Origin of the sequence: Streptomyces sp. NPDC001544 (assembly GCF_042894285.1) — a bacterium.
GTDB lineage: Bacteria > Actinomycetota > Actinomycetes > Streptomycetales > Streptomycetaceae > Streptomyces.
Map to the genome: position 1 here is coordinate 1,086,393 of NZ_JBIAVN010000001.1, position 16,783 is coordinate 1,103,175.

The following is a 16,783-nucleotide window of genomic DNA, read 5'->3' on the forward strand; positions in this document are numbered from 1 at the left end:
CGTTGTCAGTGCGGGGTCGTACGGTTGATTCCATGCGGCCCGTTTCCCACATCGAACGCACGGTGGCGCCCTTCGAGGTCGTCAGCCCCTACCAGCCCAGCGGCGACCAGCCGACGGCCATCGCCGAGCTGGCCAGACGCATCGAGGCAGGTGAGAAGGACGTCGTACTGCTCGGCGCGACCGGCACCGGCAAGTCCGCCACCACCGCTTGGATGATCGAGAAGCTCCAGCGCCCCACGCTCGTGATGGCGCCGAACAAGACGCTGGCCGCGCAGCTGGCCAACGAGTTCCGTGAGCTGCTCCCGAACAACGCCGTCGAATACTTCGTCTCGTACTACGACTACTACCAGCCCGAGGCGTACGTACCCCAGTCGGACACGTACATCGAGAAGGACTCCTCGATCAACGAGGAGGTCGAGCGGCTGCGCCACTCGGCGACCAACTCGCTGCTCACCCGCCGCGACGTCGTCGTGGTCGCCTCGGTCTCCTGCATCTACGGCCTCGGCACCCCGCAGGAGTACGTGGACCGGATGGTCCCGCTCCGGGTCGGTGACGAGATCGACCGGGACGAGCTGCTGCGCCGCTTCGTGGACATCCAGTACACCCGTAACGACATGGCGTTCACCCGCGGCACCTTTCGGGTCCGCGGCGACACCATCGAGATCTTCCCGGTGTACGAGGAGCTGGCCGTCCGCATCGAGATGTTCGGCGACGAGATCGAGGCGCTGTCCACGCTGCACCCGATCACCGGCGAGATCATCAGCGACGACCGGCAGCTGTACGTCTTCCCGGCCTCCCACTACGTCGCCGGCCCCGAGCGCCTGGAGCGGGCCGTCAACGACATCGAGAAGGAGCTGGGGGAGCGACTGGCCGAGCTGGAGAAGCAGGGCAAGCTCCTGGAGGCACAGCGTCTGAGGATGCGTACGACGTACGACATCGAGATGCTCCGCCAGATCGGCAGCTGCTCCGGTGTCGAGAACTACTCGATGCACTTCGACGGCCGCTCGCCCGGCTCCCCGCCCAACACCCTGCTGGACTACTTCCCGGAGGACTTCCTGCTCGTCATCGACGAGTCGCACGTCACCGTCCCGCAGATCGGCGCCATGTACGAGGGCGACGCCTCTCGCAAGCGCACCCTCGTGGAGCACGGTTTCCGGCTCCCCTCCGCCCTGGACAACCGCCCCCTGAAGTGGGAGGAGTTCCAGGAGCGCATCGACCAGACCGTCTACCTGTCGGCCACCCCGGGCGCCTACGAGATGTCGCGCTCCGAAGGCGTCGTCGAGCAGATCATCCGCCCGACCGGCCTGGTCGACCCGGAGGTCGTCGTCAAGCCCACCGAGGGGCAGATCGACGACCTGGTGCACGAGATCCGGGAGCGTACCGAGAAGGACGAGCGCGTCCTGGTCACCACGCTCACCAAGAAGATGGCCGAGGACCTCACGGACTACTTCGTGGAACTGGGCATCCAGGTGCGCTACCTGCACAGCGACGTCGACACCCTGCGCCGCGTCGAACTGCTGCGTGAGCTGCGTTCCGGCGAGTTCGACGTCCTGGTCGGCATCAACCTCCTCCGGGAGGGACTCGACCTGCCCGAGGTGTCCCTGGTGGCGATCCTCGACGCCGACAAGGAAGGTTTCCTGCGCTCCGGCACCTCGCTGATCCAGACCATCGGCCGCGCCGCGCGCAACGTCTCCGGCCAGGTCCACATGTACGCCGACAAGATCACTCCGGCGATGGAGCGGGCCATCGACGAGACCAACCGCCGCCGGGAGAAGCAGATCGCCTACAACAAGGCGAACGGCATCGACCCGCAGCCGCTGCGCAAGAAGATCAACGACATCGTCGCCCAGATCGCCCGCGAGGACGTCGACACCGAACAGCTGCTCGGCTCGGGCTATCGCAAGCTGAAGGACGGCAAGGGTGCCAAGGCCCCGGTGCCGTCGCTCGGCGACTCGGCGGCCAAGGGCGCGAAGGCCACGAAGGCGGCCAAGTCCGCCAAGGGCAAGGCGACGGTGCCCACGGACCGCCCCGCGGCCGAGCTCGCCCAGCAGATCGAGGAGATGACCGAGCGCATGCGCGCGGCCGCCGCGGACCTGCGGTTCGAGATCGCAGCCCGGCTGCGCGACGAGGTCGCCGAGATGAAGAAGGAACTGCGTCAGATGAAGGAAGCGGGCCTGGCCTGAGCCGCCCGCGACGGACCCCGGCATCCGCGCGCAGTGCGGAGTGTTGCAACACCGACACAAAGCGCGGGCCGGGGGTCGGCACCCTCGGCGCCCCTGCGTAGGGTCATGGTCAACCGCGCACTGCGCGGGAACAGGGGAAATCCGAAAGGGGAAACCGCCGTGACCGTCAACATGACCAAGGGTCAGGCCATCAGCCTGGAGAAGAAGGACGGGGGCAGCCTGACCGCGGTTCGCATGGGTCTCGGCTGGCAGGCGGCTCCCCGTCGTGGTCTGTTCGGCTCGCGCACCCGTGAGATCGACCTGGACGCCTCCGCGGTGCTGTTCGCCGACAAGCAGCCGGTCGACGTGGTCTTCTTCCGTCACCTGGTCAGCGACGACGGGTCCGTGCGGCACACGGGCGACAACCTCGTCGGCGGCGTGGGTCAGGGCGGCGACGACGAGGCCATCCTCGTCGACCTGCAGCGTGTCCCGGTCCACATCGACCAGATCGTCTTCACCGTCAACTCCTTCACGGGGCAGACCTTCCAGGAGGTGCAGAACGCGTTCTGCCGCCTGGTCGACGAGACCAACGGCCAGGAACTGGCCCGCTACACGCTGGCGGGCGGCGGCGCGTACACCGCCCAGATCATGGCCAAGGTGCACCGGTCGGGTGCGGGCTGGACGATGACCGCCCTGGGCACCCCGTCCAACGGCCGTACCTTCCAGGACCTGATGCCGGCGATCCTGCCGCACCTGTAGGCGGGTCCGGTACCGGCGCACGACACAGACCAGGGGGGCAGCCGATGACAGCCGAGCTGGTGCGGGGGCAGAACCACCCGCTCTCGCAGGTCCGGCTGGAGATCCGGATCACGGCCGGGGCACCGGTCCTGGCCGGGGCCACGCTCAGCGACGACAGCGGCAAGGTGCGCGGCGTCGAGTGGGTGGCGCACCCGGGCGCCCCCACCCTCCCGGGCCTGGAGGTCTCCCGTCAGGCGGCCGCCGAACACCGCCTCGCGGTCGACCTGGACGCCGTGCCCGAACAGGTGCACCGCGTCGACGTGCTGCTCGCCCTGCCATCGGGGACCGGGGGGCCGCTCCGCTTCGGCGCCGTCGCCGCCCCCTCCGTCGCGGTCACCGGTCTCGACGGCACCCAGATCGCGCGCTACACGATCACCGGCCTCGACGCGGAATCCGCCGTCGTCGCGCTGGAGCTCTACCGCAGGCAGGGCGCCTGGAAGGTACGTGCCGTCGGCCAGGGTTACGCGGGCGGCCTCGCCGCGCTCCTCACCGACCAGGGCCTGCCCGAGGCCGACGAACTCGCGGACGGTATCCAGGAAGCGGTCACCCGAGGTCTGGCCCGTTCCGTACCGGCTCCCGCCCCCGGTCTCGAGCAGCCCGGCACCGCCTCCCACGGTTCCCCCGACGCAGGACCGCTGTGGCCCCCGAGCCCGTCCCACGGGCAGCCCTCGTCCGGCGTTTCCCCGTCCTCCGGGGCGTCCGGCAGCCCCGTCGACTACACCCATCCGCGCCGTCACCCCGCTCCGCCACCGCCCGCGCCCGAGGCGCCTCCCGGCCCGGCGGGGCAGCCCGTGGCGCCGGTCGCCGGTGACGCGGTCGGCTGGTCGATGGAGGAGCGGCTGTACAACCAGGTCTGGGGCATGTTCGAGGATCTCGCACGCACCACGGCCGCCTACCGCAGCGCCGTCGACTTCGCCGACTCGCGCCTGGAGAAGGAACTCGACCAGGCCCTGACCGATCCGCGCGACCGGCTCGGCCCGGCGGGTGACGCGGCTCGCGAGGCGGCCCGTTCCAGACGCGAAGCGCTCGTCGACCAGGCACGAGCGGTCCTCGACCGCGACCTCGCCCAGCTCACCGCCGAGGGGGAGGTGGTGGAGCCCGCCCTCCCGCCGGCCTTCGCCGGCTGGGACAACCCGGTGTGGCACGGCTACCAGGTGCCGACGGAGCCCCCGCTGGCCGTGCGCCTGGGGGAGCTCCACCTGCCGGAGAGCGTCCCGCTGCGCGTTCCGATGCTGGTCCGGCTGCCGCTGGAGCGCGGTCTGTGGATCGACACCGGTCGTGAGACGGCGCCCGACGGCTGGGACACCGCGCCGGAGGGGCTGCGGCACCTCGCCATGGAGGCGGCGGTGGCGCTCGCTGTCCGGATGCTCGCCGTGCACCCGGCGGGGGAGTTCCGCGTCCAGGTGATCGACCCGGCGGGTTCGGCGTCCCGGGCGCTCACGCCGCTGGTGCGCAGCGGAGTGCTGACCGGTCCGCCCGCCGCCGGCGCCGCGGGTGTGAGGGACGTCCTGGGCCACCTCACCCGGCGCGTCGACCTCCTCCAGATGGCGGTGCGCGGCGGTGCGGCCGAATCACTGCCGCCGGATCTGGACATGGCCCGGCAGCTGCTGTTCGTGAACGACTTCCCGCATGGCTTCGACGACCGGGCCGTGACGGAGCTGCGCTACCTCGCGGACGAGGGACCGTCCGTGGGCGTGCACCTCCTGATGGTCGCCGACCGGGAGGACGCCGCCGCGTACGGCCCTCTGCTCGACCCGCTGTGGCATTCCCTCATGCGACTCACCCCGGTGCCCGACGACCATCTCGCGGATCCCTGGGTCGGCCACGCCTGGACGTACGAACCGTCACTGGTGCCGCCCGGCAGCGAGGTGCTCGACCACGTGCTCGCCAAGGTGGCTCAGGCATCTCCCAAGCAGAGGTAAAGGACCTTCCACCAGGCGATTTGGACTTTTCTTTGCCAATCGCTTTACCTTTCCTTGGTGATGGGGGTACTGTTGTGGACACGGAGGGGAGTACTCCCTGACTGCGGCGCACCCGTCAGTACGGATCGGACGAGATCCCGGGGCGTCGGCCCATCCCGGGTGGAAGAGACCTCCGGCAGCGATGACGCTGACTGTTCGCCGTTACGAACTGCCGGAGGCGCAGTGGAAGTTTCCGCAACCCTGTGGGCCCTGACCATCGTCGGCCTCGCCGCTCTCATCGCGGTCGACTTCTTCATCGGTCGCAAACCCCATGACGTGTCCGTCAAGGAAGCCGGCATCTGGACCGTCGTCTGGATCGCTCTCGCCGGGCTCTTCGGCCTCGGCCTGCTCGTCTTCGGCGGCGGGCAGCCCGCCGGCGAGTTCTTCGCCGGGTTCATCACCGAGAAGTCACTGAGCGTGGACAACCTCTTCGTCTTCGTCCTGATCATGGCGAAGTTCGCGGTGCCCTCGCAGTACCAGCAGCGCGTGCTGCTCGTCGGAGTGCTCATAGCCCTGGTCCTGCGGGCCGTCTTCATCGCCGCCGGAGCCGCGATCATCGCGAGTTTCTCGTGGGTCTTCTACCTTTTCGGCGCCTTCCTGATCTGGACCGCCTGGAAGCTCGTCCAGGAGGCCCGGGCCGACGAGGAGGACGAGGAGTTCGAGGAGAACAAACTGCTCAAGGCCGCCGAGCGCAAGTTCGGCGTGGCCGACCGCTACCACGGCACCAAGCTGTGGATCCGGCAGAACGGCAAGCGGGTCATGACGCCGATGCTCGTCGTGATGCTCGCGATAGGTACCACGGACGTCCTCTTCGCGCTGGACTCGATACCCGCGATCTTCGGCCTGACGCAGGACCCGTACATCGTCTTCACCGCCAACGCCTTCGCTCTGATGGGGCTGCGCCAGCTGTACTTCCTCATCGGCGGCCTGCTGAAGAAGCTGGTCCACCTCTCCTACGGCCTGTCGATCATCCTCGGCTTCATCGGGGTGAAGCTGGTGCTCCACGCGCTGCACGAGTCCGGGGTGCATGTTCCGGAGATCAGTATCCCGGTCTCGCTCGGTGTGATCTGCGCGGTCCTCGTCGTCACCACGATCACCAGCCTGACGGCCTCCAGGAAGCAGGCGGCGCTGGAGACGGCAGAGGCCGGCGGCGAGAGCGCAGTTCCCTGACGGTGGTGCCGGGCCGGGCCACGCCGCTGCAGGGAGGCGTCCACCTGGTGCTGTTCGCCGCCTACCTGGAGCTGGCGATCAACCCGTAGCCGGCCGGCCGGCGGCCGGTTCCACCGCCCTGGCCACCGGCACCGGACGCGTCTCCGGCAGCAGCGCGAAGCAGGCGAGACTGAACAGCGCGATCCCGGTCAGATAGGCGCCCACACCCCACGGGACGCGGCCCGAGTGCTCGGCCAGCGCGGTGGCGACGATCGGCGTCAGCGCGCCGCCGAGCACCCCACCGAGGTTGTAGCCCACCGCGGCGCCCGTACAGCGCACCCTGGGTTCGTACAGCTCCGGCAGGTACGCGGCGATCACAGCGAACATCATGACGAACCCGATGAACGCTCCGAGGAAGCCGAGGAACATCAGCAAGGGCGCTCCGGTCGCCAGCAGCGCGACCATGGGGAACATCCACAGCGCCGTGGCGGTGCACCCCGCCAGGCACAACGGCCGACGCCCGAACCGGTCGCCGAGGAGTGCCATCAGGGGCGTCAGCGCCCCCTTCACCACCACGGCGGCCATGACGCAGGTCAGCATGACGGTGCGGCTCACTCCCAGCCGTTCCGTCGCATAGGCCAGGGACCAGGTCGTCACCGTGTAGAAGACCGCGTAGCCGACCGCGAGTGCGCCCGCCGTCAGCAGCACCAGCCGCCAGTGGTGCCGTACCACCTCGGCGAGCGGCATGCGCGCATGGTCGTCGATCTCCAGGAACCGGGGGCTCTCGGCCAGAGAGGAGCGCAGCCACAGACCGGCCACGGCCAGCACCCCGGCCGCCCAGAACGGCACCCGCCAGCCCCATTGGGCGAACTGCGCGTCGGACAACGTCGCCGACAGTGCCAGCATCACGCCGTTGGCCAGCAGAAAACCCACAGCGGGTCCCACCTGCGGGAAGCTCGACCACAGCGCGCGCCGCCCGGCGGGCGCGTGTTCGGCGGTCAGCAGGACCGCCCCGCCCCACTCCCCGCCCAGCCCCAGTCCCTGCAGGAAACGCAGGAGGAGGAGCAGTACGGGTGCGGCCAGGCCGATCGAGCCGTAGACCGGCACGCAGCCGACCGCGACCGTGGAGGCCCCGGTCAGCAGCAGGGACCCCACGAGGACCGGCCGGCGTCCGTGCCGGTCCCCGATGTGCCCGAACAGCACCGAACCCAGCGGCCGGGCCAAGAACCCCACGCCGAACGTCCCGAACGCCGCCAGCGTCCCGGCCATCGGCGAGAACGTCGGGAAGAACAGCCGCCCGAGGACCAGGGCGGCCGCGGTTCCGTAGGCGAAGAAGTCGTAGAACTCGATCGCGGTCCCGGCGAGCGAGGCGGCCGCGAGCCGCGGCATGGAGGGCGCCCTTACGGTGCGTACGTCGTGCATGCTGCGTCAACTACCCACAGTGAGCGCTGGTTACGGGGGGCGTGCGGGGGTGTGTCCTGGGTCAGTAGGTCACCGTGATGCGCCGTGCGGGGCCGTCGACGCGGACGGTGCCGCCATACGGAATGACCAGTTGGGGGTCCGTGTGGCCGAAGTCCACGTCGAAGACGGCCAGCGTGTCGGGGGCGTACGCACTCAGCGCGCGCCGCACGGCCTCGCGCTGTTCCGCGGCGTACCGGGCCGCCTCCTCCGGGCTGTTGGGGCGCTGGAAGGACCACGTCTTGGCGCGGCCCACCAGCAGTGCCGGGAAGCGCTGCAGCAGGCCGCGCTCGCCCATGTTGCGCAGGATGTAGAAGACCTCCCTGGCGCTCGGCATGTCTTCGGAGGTCTCGAGGAGCAGTACGCCCCCGTCGTACACCGACGGGTCTCGCGCGATCTCGCGGTCCGTCATCAGCAGCCAGGAAAGGATCTCCAGATTGCCGCCCCAACTGCGGCCCTCGACCACGCGGTCGGCGCCCAGCCAGGTCCACCCCGTGCCGGGTCGGGTCTCCGGTTCCGACTCGAAGGTCGCCGGGTCGCGCCAGTCACGGTTGACGTCGTTCCAGCGGTCGGCCGGCCGCAGCTCGTACGGACCCGAGGTGAACAGCGCCGCCCGCAGGGAGTCCGCGGTCTGCGGGTGCATCGCGCCGGGGCGGCCGAGCTCGCACATCACCGTGGCGCCGTGGTAGCCGACGATGCCGGTGTTGTACAGGAACGCGAGCAGGTTGGTGTTGTCGCTCATGCCGAAGAAGGGCTTGGGGTCGGCCCGCAACAGCTCCCGGTCCAGGAACGGCAGCACGGTGATCTGGTCGTCGCCGCCGATCGACGCGATGACCGCCTTGACTTCCGGATCGGCGAAGGCCGCATGGATGTCGTCCGCCCGCTCCTGGGGTGACGTGCCCATCTTCCGGGTCGTCGGGTACTCGACAGGCTCCAGACCGTAGTCCTCGCTCAGCCGCTCCAGCCCGAGTTCGTAGGGTCGCGGGAAGAGTTCGGGCAGCCCGCCGGAGGGTGAGACGACGGCTATGCGGTCGCCGGGCGAGGGCTTGGGAGGGTACGAGGGCGTGATCATGCCCGGAGGGTAACGGCCTCGGCCGTCTCGGTGCACCGTGATAGACCGGGTCCGAGCAGCGGTCCCCACGGGCCGCCCACCCCGAACGGACCGGAGGAACCGTGCCCCGCACCCTGGCCAACGCCCCGATCATGATCCTCAACGGGCCCAACCTGAACCTGCTCGGCCAGCGTCAGCCCGAGATCTACGGCTCCGACACCCTCGCCGACGTCGAGGCCCTGTGCGCCAAGGCCGCGGCCGCGCACGGCGGCACGATCGACTTCCGGCAGTCCAACCACGAGGGCGAGCTGGTCGACTGGATCCACGAGGCGCGGCTGAACCACTGCGGGATCGTGATCAACCCCGGCGCCTACTCCCACACGTCGGTGGCGATCCTGGACGCGCTCAACACCTGTGACGGCATGCCGGTGCTGGAGGTCCACATCTCCAACATCCACAAGCGGGAGTCCTTCCGGCACCACTCGTACGTCTCCCTGCGCGCCGACGGGGTCATCGCCGGATGCGGCGTCCAGGGCTATGTGTTCGGCGTGGAGCGGATCGCGGCGCTGGCCGGAGCGGCGCAGACCGACGCGTAAGCCTCGACGCCCCTGGCACAAGCCCCTTACCGCGCCCGCCCCTTCACAGCCGGCCCGCCTCCACGATCCGCCGCAGGAAGCGCCGGGTGCGTTCCTGCTGCGGGTCACCGAAGACCTGCTCGGCGGTGCCGCGCTCCAGCACGACCCCTCCGTCCAGGAAACAGACCTGGTCCGCGACGTCTCGGGCGAAACCCATCTCATGCGTCGCCAGCACCATGGTCATGCCGTCGTCCTTGAGATCGCGGACCACGGTGAGCACCTCGCCCACGAGCTCCGGATCGAGAGCGGCGGTGATCTCGTCGAGCAGCAGCAGCCGGGGACGCACCGCCAGCGCGCGCACGATCGCCACCCGCTGCTGCTGACCGCCGCTCAGCCGGTCCGGGTAGGCGTCCGCCCTCCCGCCCAGTCCGAGCCGCTCCAGCAGCTCCCTGGCCCGCTCCTCGGCCTCCGCGCGGGGCACGCCGTGCACCCGGCGCGGGGCGAGGACGATGTTCTCCAGCACGGTCATGTGCGGGAAGAGGTTGTACGCCTGGAAGACCACGCCGATACGGCGCCGTACCGCGTCCTGGTCGGCCCGCGGGTCGGTGATCTCCTCGCCGTCCAGCCAGATCGCGCCGTCGTCGATCTCCTCCAGCAGGTTGGCGCACCGCAGCAACGTGGACTTGCCGGAGCCGGAGGCACCGATCAGCGCGGTCACCGTGTGCGGGGCGACCTCCAGATCGACGTCGCGCAGCACGACCGAGCCGCCGAAGGTCTTGCGGACGGACTCCATCCGCAGCACCGGAGCGCCGCTCATACGGTTCCTCCCTGGGCCCGCTGCCGGTCCATCCTGGCCGTCACCCAGTCCGTGAAGCGGGTCATCGGGATGGTCAGCGCCACGAAGACAAGCCCGGCGACGATGTACGGCGTGTAGTTGAGGCTGCGTTGGGCGATGATGTCGGCCGCCCGTACGGCGTCGATCGCACCGCCGATCGACACGAGCCCGGTGTCCTTCTGCAGCGACACCAGGTCGTTCAGCAGAGGCGGCACCTGACGGCGTACGGCCTGGGGGAGCACCACGTACCGCAGCGCCTGCCGGTTGGTCAGTCCCAGCGAGCGGGCGGCGGCACGCTGCGAGGGGTGCACGGACTCGATGCCCGCGCGGAACACCTCGGCGACGTACGCCGAGTACGTCAGCGTCAGTGCCGTTCCGCCCAGCAGCACGGGATCGACGGTCACGCCCTGGAGGCGCAGCGCGGGTACCCCGAAGACCACGATCATCAGGTTGATGATCAGCGGCAGACCGCGGAAGAAGTCCGTGTACGCCGCCGCCAGCACCCGCAGCGGGAAGAACACGGGCCCCGGCAGGGTGCGCGCGACGGCGATCAGCATGCCGAGGACGAGCACCAGTACGCCGCAGATCAGCAGCAGCCGGACGTTGAGCCACAGGCCGTCGAGCACCTTGGGGAGGGCCTCGCGCGCGTAATGCCCGTCGAAGAAGGTCTCCTTGGTGCGCTGCCAGCCCGGTGCGCTGACCACGACCACGTACAGGACGACGGCGGTGACCAGGGTCGACAGTGCTGCGATCGCGGTCGCCCGGCGGGCTCGGGTGCGCTTGTGGCGCTCCCGTTCCAGCCGTCGCCGCGACGGGACGTACGGGTCCGGCATGCCGTCCTCGCCGGAGTCCTCCCCGGCCTCCTCCTTGGTGACCGTCACTTGAGCACCGGAGCGTCGACGGCGTCGGACAGCCACTGCTTCTCCAGCTTCGCCAGGGTGCCGTCGCCTCGCAGGGCGTCCACGGCCGACGTCACGCAGGAGGTGAGGGCGCTGCCCTTGTCCAGGACGAGGCCGAACTGCTCGGGCGTGCCGCCCTGGTTCTCGAACTGGCCGACGATCCTGGCGTTCTTCACCTGGGCCGCGGTGACGTAGAAGGCGGTCGGCAGGTCGGTGACGATCGCGTCCACCTGGCCGTTCCTGAGCGCAGAGACGGCCTGGTCGTTCTTGGAGTACGCGGCCGCCTGCTGCGACGGCTTCACCACGTCGCTGATGTAGTCGAGGCTGGTCGTGCCCACCTGGGCGCCCAGCTTGAGGCCCTTGAGGCCGGCGATGTCCGTCACCTTGGCGGCCTTGCTGTCCTTCAGCGCGATGACGGCCTGGCGGACGTCGTAGTAGCCGGACGAGAAGTCCACGGCCCTCTTGCGCTCGGCACTGATCGACACCTGGTTGATGTCGAAGTCGAAGGTCTTCTCACCGGGCGCGAACGCCTTGTTGAAGGGGACGCTCTGCCAGACGACGGCGTTCTTGCCGTAACCGAGCCGCTGCGCCACGGCGTAGGCCACCGCGGACTCGAAACCCTTGCCGCTGGCGGGCTTGTCGTCCTGGAACCAGGGCTCGTAGGCCGGCTCGTCGGTGGCGATCGTCAGCTTGCCCGACGTCTTCGTGGCCAGTTTGCCCTTGGCGCAGCTCTTCGCGGCCGAAGCGGACGGATCGGCGGCCGCCTTCTCCTCCGGCTGCGGGGCACAGCCGACAGCGGTGGCGAGGAGGGCCGTGGTGGCGGCGACGACGGCGTGGCGCAGAGCGCGAGGAGCGAGATGCATGGCGGGAGAGTGACAGCAGGGCATCCCGTTTGTCGAGGTCACGGCAGGAATTGTTCGCATGGTGGGAACGGGTGTTGCGGTCTTGTGAACAGTTCCTGTGAGGCGTGCCCGGGCCGCCGGCCGAGGGCGGGGATAAGGGTGGACCGGCGGCCCGATCCGCGCGGGTGCCGTCTTCCCGCGCGTGGCTGCTTCCAGTTGAGCGCGCAACCACGTGACCGGGGAGCGCGCACACGCCGTCAGCGCGTGTGCGCGATTCACACGGGGCGCGCACGAGGCTTGCGCGGGCTGCTCGGCCGCACGCGCGCGGGCGTACGTCTGCGGCATGCGCGCCGAATGGACGGAATTCTCACCACCCGCGCGCGTGCCACTGCGGCAGTTGCGGCCGCTCGGCGCCCAGGGTGGTGTCGTTGCCGTGGCCCGGGTAGACCCAGGTCTCGTCCGGCAGTACGTCGAAGATCTTCGTCTCCACGTCGTGGATCAGGCTGGCGAACGCCTTCGGATCCTTCCGCGTGTTCCCCACCCCGCCCGGGAAGAGGCAGTCGCCGGTGAAGACGTGCGGGTGGCCGTGCGGGTCGTCGTAGACCAGGGCGATGGAGCCGGGCGTGTGCCCGACCAGATGGCGCGCGGTGAGTTCGACGCGCCCCACCCGGACGGTGTCGCCGTCGTCGACGAGGACATCGGTCGGTACCGGGATGCCGGGAGCGTCCTCGCGGCCCGCGTACGTACGGGCTCCCGTGGCCGCGACGACCTCGGCCAGTGCCTGCCAGTGGTCACCGTGCTGATGGGTGGTGACGACGGACGCGATGCCGTCGTCACCGATCATGCCGAGCAGGGTGTGCGCCTCGTTGGCGGCGTCGATCAGCAACTGCTCGTCCGTGGCCCGGCAGCGCAGCAGATAGGCGTTGTTGTTCATCGGCCCGACCGCGACCTTGGTGATCATCAGGTCCTTGAGCTCGTGCACGTCGGCCGGTCCGCCGACCGTCACCTCACCGCTGTACGTCATGGTGATCAGCCTAATCCGTTCCATGGCGGGGGAGCGGTCCTGAGTCCGCTCAGCGCTACAGCGGCGGCAGGGAAGGCAGCGCGCCACCCGTCACGGCGAGGCCCGAGCCGCCGCGGCGTCCGGCGAGCCAGCCCAGCAGGTCGGCGGCCGGACCCTCGACGCCGATCGGGCCGCCCCCGGCGCCGCCCCCGGTGGTCCAGGTCCGGCCGTCGTGGCTGCGCAGACCGGTCGAGGGGACGTCCTTGTGCCCGCCGAAGCGTTCGGCGAGAAAATCGATCTCCCGTGCCACGAACTCCTCCGGGAGGTCCTCCAGTTCGTATCCGATGCCGAGATCGACGTGGTGGAGCTCCACCTCGGCCCAGCGCCGGAAGGGCACGCGGGACGCGGAGTCGGTGACCCCGCCCCGCAGCTCCACCGTGCGCGACCAGTCGTCAGGGGCGTTCCCCGTCTCCCGGAAGCGGGCGGCGCTCGCGCGCAGGTCGGCGAGCTGGGCGTCCAGAGGGCGCGGGGCGTCCCGCTCGATGTCGGCGTCCCGGGCGTCGGCCGACGTGTACATGGGACGTCCCTGAAGGACATTGACGAGCGCGTCCGCGTTACGGGCGAGGTGGGCGAGGACATGGCCCCGGGTCCAGCCGGGCAGCCGTGACGGGTCGGTCACAGCCGCGTTGTCCAATGCGGTCACTGCGGTGAGGAGTCGCTCGGTGGCTTTCTGCACAGACGCCAGGTCACGCGCGTGATCAGTCATGCCGTAGACCCTAGCCCCGCCACTCCTTCGGGTGAAGGTGGCGGACCTGGAGCCTAAATCGAATGCACGTGCTATATGGTCAGGTGCGGCGTCGGGCATGCTGGATGGCCGGGGATTGTTGTTCCGACCGGGATCCCGACCGGCGTTGTCAGTGGCTCCCCCTAGGCTGAAGAAGCACGGGGGCCCCGCCCCTGTCACTTCTCTCAAGAAAGGTGCGGACCGGCGTGGCCGACCGTCTCATCGTCCGTGGCGCGCGCGAGCACAACCTGAAGAACGTGTCGCTCGACCTGCCTCGTGACTCGCTCATCGTCTTCACGGGCCTGTCCGGGTCAGGCAAGTCCTCCCTGGCCTTCGACACCATCTTCGCCGAGGGCCAGCGGCGCTACGTGGAGTCGCTCTCCTCGTACGCCCGCCAGTTCCTCGGCCAGATGGACAAGCCGGACGTCGACTTCATCGAGGGCCTCTCGCCGGCCGTCTCCATCGACCAGAAGTCGACCTCGCGCAACCCGCGCTCCACGGTCGGCACCATCACCGAGGTCTACGACTACCTGCGGCTGCTGTTCGCGCGCATCGGCAAGCCGCACTGCCCCGAGTGCGGCCGGCCGATCTCGCGGCAGTCACCGCAGGCCATCGTCGACAAGGTCCTGGAGCTGCCGGAGGGGAGCCGCTTCCAGGTGCTCTCGCCGCTGGTGCGCGAGCGCAAGGGCGAGTTCGTCGACCTCTTCGCCGACCTGCAGACCAAGGGCTACAGCCGGGCGCGTGTGGACGGGCAGACCATCCAGCTCTCCGAACCGCCCACGCTGAAGAAGCAGGAGAAGCACACCATCGAGGTGGTCGTCGACCGCCTCACGGTGAAGGACAGCGCCAAGCGCCGCCTCACCGACTCCGTGGAGACCGCGCTCGGACTCTCCGGCGGCATGGTCGTGCTCGACTTCGTCGACCTTCCCGAGGACGACCCCGAGCGCGAGCGCATGTACTCGGAGCACCTGTACTGCCCGTACGACGACCTGTCCTTCGAGGAGCTCGAGCCCCGCTCCTTCTCCTTCAACTCGCCCTTCGGAGCCTGCCCCGAGTGCACCGGCATCGGCACGCGCATGGAGGTCGACCCGGAGCTGATCGTCCCCGACGAGGACAAGTCCCTCGACGAGGGCGCCATCCACCCCTGGTCGCACGGGCACACCAAGGACTACTTCGGCCGTCTGGTCGGCGCCCTCGCGGACGCCCTGGGTTTCCGGACCGACATCCCCTTCGCCGGTCTGCCGCAGCGCGCCAAGAAGGCCCTGCTGTACGGCCACAAGACGCAGATCGAGGTCCGCTACCGCAACCGGTACGGGCGCGAGCGCGTGTACACCACGCCCTTCGAGGGCGCCGTGCCCTTCGTCAAGCGCCGGCACAGCGAGGCGGAGAGCGACGCCAGCCGCGAGCGCTTCGAGGGCTACATGCGCGAGGTGCCCTGCCCCACCTGTGAGGGCACGCGACTGAAGCCGATAGTCCTCGCCGTCACGATCATGGACAAGTCGATCGCGGAGGTCTCCGCGATGTCCATCAGCGACTGCGCGGACTTCCTGGGCGAGCTGAAGCTGAGCGCACGCGACAAGAAGATCGCCGAGCGGGTGCTCAAGGAGGTCAACGAGCGGCTGCGGTTCCTGGTCGACGTCGGCCTCGACTACCTCTCGCTCAACCGCGCGGCAGGCACCCTCTCCGGCGGCGAGGCCCAGCGCATCCGCCTGGCCACCCAGATCGGTTCCGGCCTCGTCGGCGTCCTCTACGTGCTCGACGAGCCGTCCATCGGCCTGCACCAGCGCGACAACCACCGGCTGATCGAGACCCTGGTCCGGCTCCGGGACATGGGCAACACGCTGATCGTCGTGGAGCACGACGAGGACACCATCAAGGTCGCCGACTGGGTCGTCGACATCGGCCCCGGTGCGGGCGAGCACGGCGGCAAGGTCGTGCACAGCGGCTCCCTGAAGGAACTGCTCGCCAACGCCGAGTCGCAGACCGGCCAGTACCTGTCCGGCAAGAAGGCCATCCCCGTGCCCGGCATCCGCCGTCCCCGCGACCTCTCGCGGCAGCTCACGGTGCACGGCGCCCGGGAGAACAACCTCCAGGACATCGACGTCTCCTTCCCGCTCGGCGTGTTCACGGCCGTCACGGGCGTGTCCGGCTCCGGCAAGTCGACGCTGGTCAACGACATCCTCTACACGCATCTGGCCCGCGAGCTGAACGGCGCGCGCTCCGTGCCCGGGCGGCACACGCGCGTGGACGGCGACGACCTCGTGGACAAGGTGGTGCACGTCGACCAGTCGCCCATCGGCCGCACCCCGCGGTCGAACCCGGCGACCTACACCGGTGTCTTCGACCACGTCCGCAAGCTGTTCGCGGAGACGACCGAGGCGAAGGTCCGCGGCTACCAGCCCGGGCGTTTCTCCTTCAACGTCAAGGGCGGCCGCTGCGAGAACTGCGCCGGCGACGGCACGATCAAGATCGAGATGAACTTCCTCCCGGACGTCTACGTCCCGTGCGAGGTCTGCCACGGGGCCCGGTACAACCGGGAGACCCTGGAGGTCCACTACAAGGGCAAGTCCATCGCCGAGGTCCTGAACATGCCCATCGAAGAGGCCATGCACTTCTTCGAGGCGGTCCCGGCGATCAACCGCCACCTGAAGACGCTGAACGACGTCGGTCTCGGCTACGTCCGCCTCGGCCAGTCCGCGACCACCCTGTCCGGTGGTGAGGCGCAGCGCGTGAAGCTCGCCAGCGAGCTGCAGAAGCGCTCCACCGGCCGCACCGTCTACGTGCTCGACGAGCCGACCACCGGTCTGCACTTCGAGGACATCAGCAAGCTGCTCAAGGTCCTGTCCGGCCTGGTCGACAAGGGCAACACGGTCATCGTCATCGAGCACAACCTCGACGTGATCAAGACCGCCGACTGGATCGTCGACATGGGCCCCGAGGGCGGCGCGGGCGGCGGCCTGGTCGTCGCGGAGGGCACTCCCGAGCAGGTGGCCGGGGTGCCGGCCAGCCACACCGGCAAGTTCCTGCGCGAGATCCTGCAGCCGGAGACGATCAGCGACGCCACCCCGTCGACGAAGGCGCCGGCGAGGAAGACGGCCACGGCACGTGCCGCGAAGGCCGCCAACAGCACGGCGACCGCCAAGGCCGCCGGGGCCACGAAGAAGGCGGCACCCGCGAAGAAGACGACGCGGGCCCGCAAGGCCTGACACGGACGAACGGCGCCCCGCGGCACTGCCCGCGGGGCGCCGTTCTCATGCCCGCCCGGT

13 protein-coding genes are annotated in these 16,783 nt (G+C 69.7%); 6 read left to right on the forward strand and 7 right to left on the reverse strand.

Features of this window, described 5'->3' with window-relative positions:
- Positions 1-32: 32 nt before the first annotated feature.
- The 4 genes from uvrB to ACFY0F_RS05010 all read left to right on the forward strand — a co-directional run bounded on the left by uvrB (position 33) and on the right by ACFY0F_RS05010 (position 6,091).
- Positions 33-2,183 (forward strand): excinuclease ABC subunit UvrB, encoded by a 2,151-nt coding sequence (uvrB, locus tag ACFY0F_RS04995; protein WP_388788942.1) that lies wholly within the window; start codon positions 33-35, stop codon positions 2,181-2,183.
- A gap of 159 nt (positions 2,184-2,342) precedes the next feature.
- On the forward strand, positions 2,343-2,921 hold the full coding sequence (locus tag ACFY0F_RS05000; protein ID WP_388788945.1) for a TerD family protein: 579 nt from the start codon (positions 2,343-2,345) through the stop codon (positions 2,919-2,921).
- Positions 2,922-2,965: 44 nt separating this feature from the next.
- On the forward strand, positions 2,966-4,882 hold the full coding sequence (locus tag ACFY0F_RS05005) for a TerD family protein (RefSeq protein WP_388788947.1): 1,917 nt from the start codon (positions 2,966-2,968) through the stop codon (positions 4,880-4,882).
- 222 nt (positions 4,883-5,104) lie between these two features.
- A complete protein-coding gene (locus ACFY0F_RS05010; protein WP_388788950.1) occupies positions 5,105-6,091 on the forward strand; it encodes a TerC/Alx family metal homeostasis membrane protein in 987 nt (328 codons plus the stop codon).
- Between the two features lie 78 nt (positions 6,092-6,169).
- Here the strand turns inward: ACFY0F_RS05010 and ACFY0F_RS05015 are convergent, their stop codons facing one another.
- Positions 6,170-7,459, reverse strand: a complete 1,290-nt coding sequence (locus ACFY0F_RS05015) for an MFS transporter (protein ID WP_388789213.1) — start codon at positions 7,457-7,459, stop codon at positions 6,170-6,172.
- Between the two features lie 94 nt (positions 7,460-7,553).
- Positions 7,554-8,600: a S66 peptidase family protein gene (locus ACFY0F_RS05020; RefSeq protein WP_388788952.1), complete on the reverse strand. Its 1,047-nt coding sequence runs from the start codon at positions 8,598-8,600 to the stop codon at positions 7,554-7,556.
- A gap of 101 nt (positions 8,601-8,701) precedes the next feature.
- On the opposite strand from ACFY0F_RS05020, the gene aroQ reads away from it, so the two are divergent.
- Positions 8,702-9,175, forward strand: a complete 474-nt coding sequence (aroQ, locus tag ACFY0F_RS05025) for a type II 3-dehydroquinate dehydratase (RefSeq protein WP_388788954.1) — start codon at positions 8,702-8,704, stop codon at positions 9,173-9,175.
- Positions 9,176-9,218: 43 nt separating this feature from the next.
- Here the strand turns inward: aroQ and ACFY0F_RS05030 are convergent, their stop codons facing one another.
- The 5 genes from ACFY0F_RS05030 to ACFY0F_RS05050 all read right to left on the reverse strand — a co-directional run bounded on the left by ACFY0F_RS05030 (position 9,219) and on the right by ACFY0F_RS05050 (position 13,499).
- Complete coding sequence (locus ACFY0F_RS05030; RefSeq protein ID WP_388788956.1) at positions 9,219-9,971, reverse strand: amino acid ABC transporter ATP-binding protein; 753 nt, start codon at positions 9,969-9,971, stop codon at positions 9,219-9,221.
- Complete coding sequence (locus tag ACFY0F_RS05035) at positions 9,968-10,870, reverse strand: amino acid ABC transporter permease (RefSeq protein ID WP_388788958.1); 903 nt, start codon at positions 10,868-10,870, stop codon at positions 9,968-9,970. Before ACFY0F_RS05035 ends, ACFY0F_RS05030 begins: the two co-directional genes overlap by 4 nt.
- Entirely contained in the window at positions 10,867-11,751 is an 885-nt protein-coding gene (locus tag ACFY0F_RS05040) for an ABC transporter substrate-binding protein (RefSeq protein ID WP_388788960.1), read from the reverse strand. Before ACFY0F_RS05040 ends, ACFY0F_RS05035 begins: the two co-directional genes overlap by 4 nt.
- 346 nt (positions 11,752-12,097) lie before the next feature.
- Positions 12,098-12,754 carry an MBL fold metallo-hydrolase gene (locus tag ACFY0F_RS05045; RefSeq protein WP_388788962.1) on the reverse strand — a complete coding sequence of 219 codons (657 nt, stop codon included), beginning with the start codon at positions 12,752-12,754 and terminating at the stop codon, positions 12,098-12,100.
- 55 nt (positions 12,755-12,809) lie between these two features.
- Positions 12,810-13,499 carry a maleylpyruvate isomerase family mycothiol-dependent enzyme gene (locus tag ACFY0F_RS05050; protein WP_388788965.1) on the reverse strand — a complete coding sequence of 230 codons (690 nt, stop codon included), beginning with the start codon at positions 13,497-13,499 and terminating at the stop codon, positions 12,810-12,812.
- Positions 13,500-13,723: 224 nt separating this feature from the next.
- Here ACFY0F_RS05050 and uvrA point away from each other — a divergent pair, with 224 nt between their 5' ends.
- Positions 13,724-16,723, forward strand: coding sequence for an excinuclease ABC subunit UvrA (gene uvrA, locus ACFY0F_RS05055; protein ID WP_388788968.1), 3,000 nt, complete (start codon positions 13,724-13,726; stop codon positions 16,721-16,723).
- The last annotated feature ends 60 nt before the right edge of the window (positions 16,724-16,783 follow it).

What these genes read in the sequence shown, in the direction of transcription:
- ACFY0F_RS05040 (WP_388788960.1), bottom strand. Translation starts at nt 11,751, where the DNA reads ATGCATCTCGCTCCTCGCGCTCTGCGCCACGCCGTCGTCGCCGCCACC.
- uvrB (WP_388788942.1), top strand. Translation starts at nt 33, where the DNA reads ATGCGGCCCGTTTCCCACATCGAACGCACGGTGGCGCCCTTCGAGGTC.
- ACFY0F_RS05045 (WP_388788962.1), bottom strand. Translation starts at nt 12,754, where the DNA reads ATGACGTACAGCGGTGAGGTGACGGTCGGCGGACCGGCCGACGTGCAC.
- ACFY0F_RS05015 (WP_388789213.1), bottom strand. Translation starts at nt 7,459, where the DNA reads ATGCCGCGGCTCGCGGCCGCCTCGCTCGCCGGGACCGCGATCGAGTTC.
- ACFY0F_RS05030 (WP_388788956.1), bottom strand. Translation starts at nt 9,971, where the DNA reads ATGAGCGGCGCTCCGGTGCTGCGGATGGAGTCCGTCCGCAAGACCTTC.
- ACFY0F_RS05005 (WP_388788947.1), top strand. Translation starts at nt 2,966, where the DNA reads ATGACAGCCGAGCTGGTGCGGGGGCAGAACCACCCGCTCTCGCAGGTC.
- ACFY0F_RS05050 (WP_388788965.1), bottom strand. Translation starts at nt 13,499, where the DNA reads ATGACTGATCACGCGCGTGACCTGGCGTCTGTGCAGAAAGCCACCGAG.
- ACFY0F_RS05020 (WP_388788952.1), bottom strand. Translation starts at nt 8,600, where the DNA reads ATGATCACGCCCTCGTACCCTCCCAAGCCCTCGCCCGGCGACCGCATA.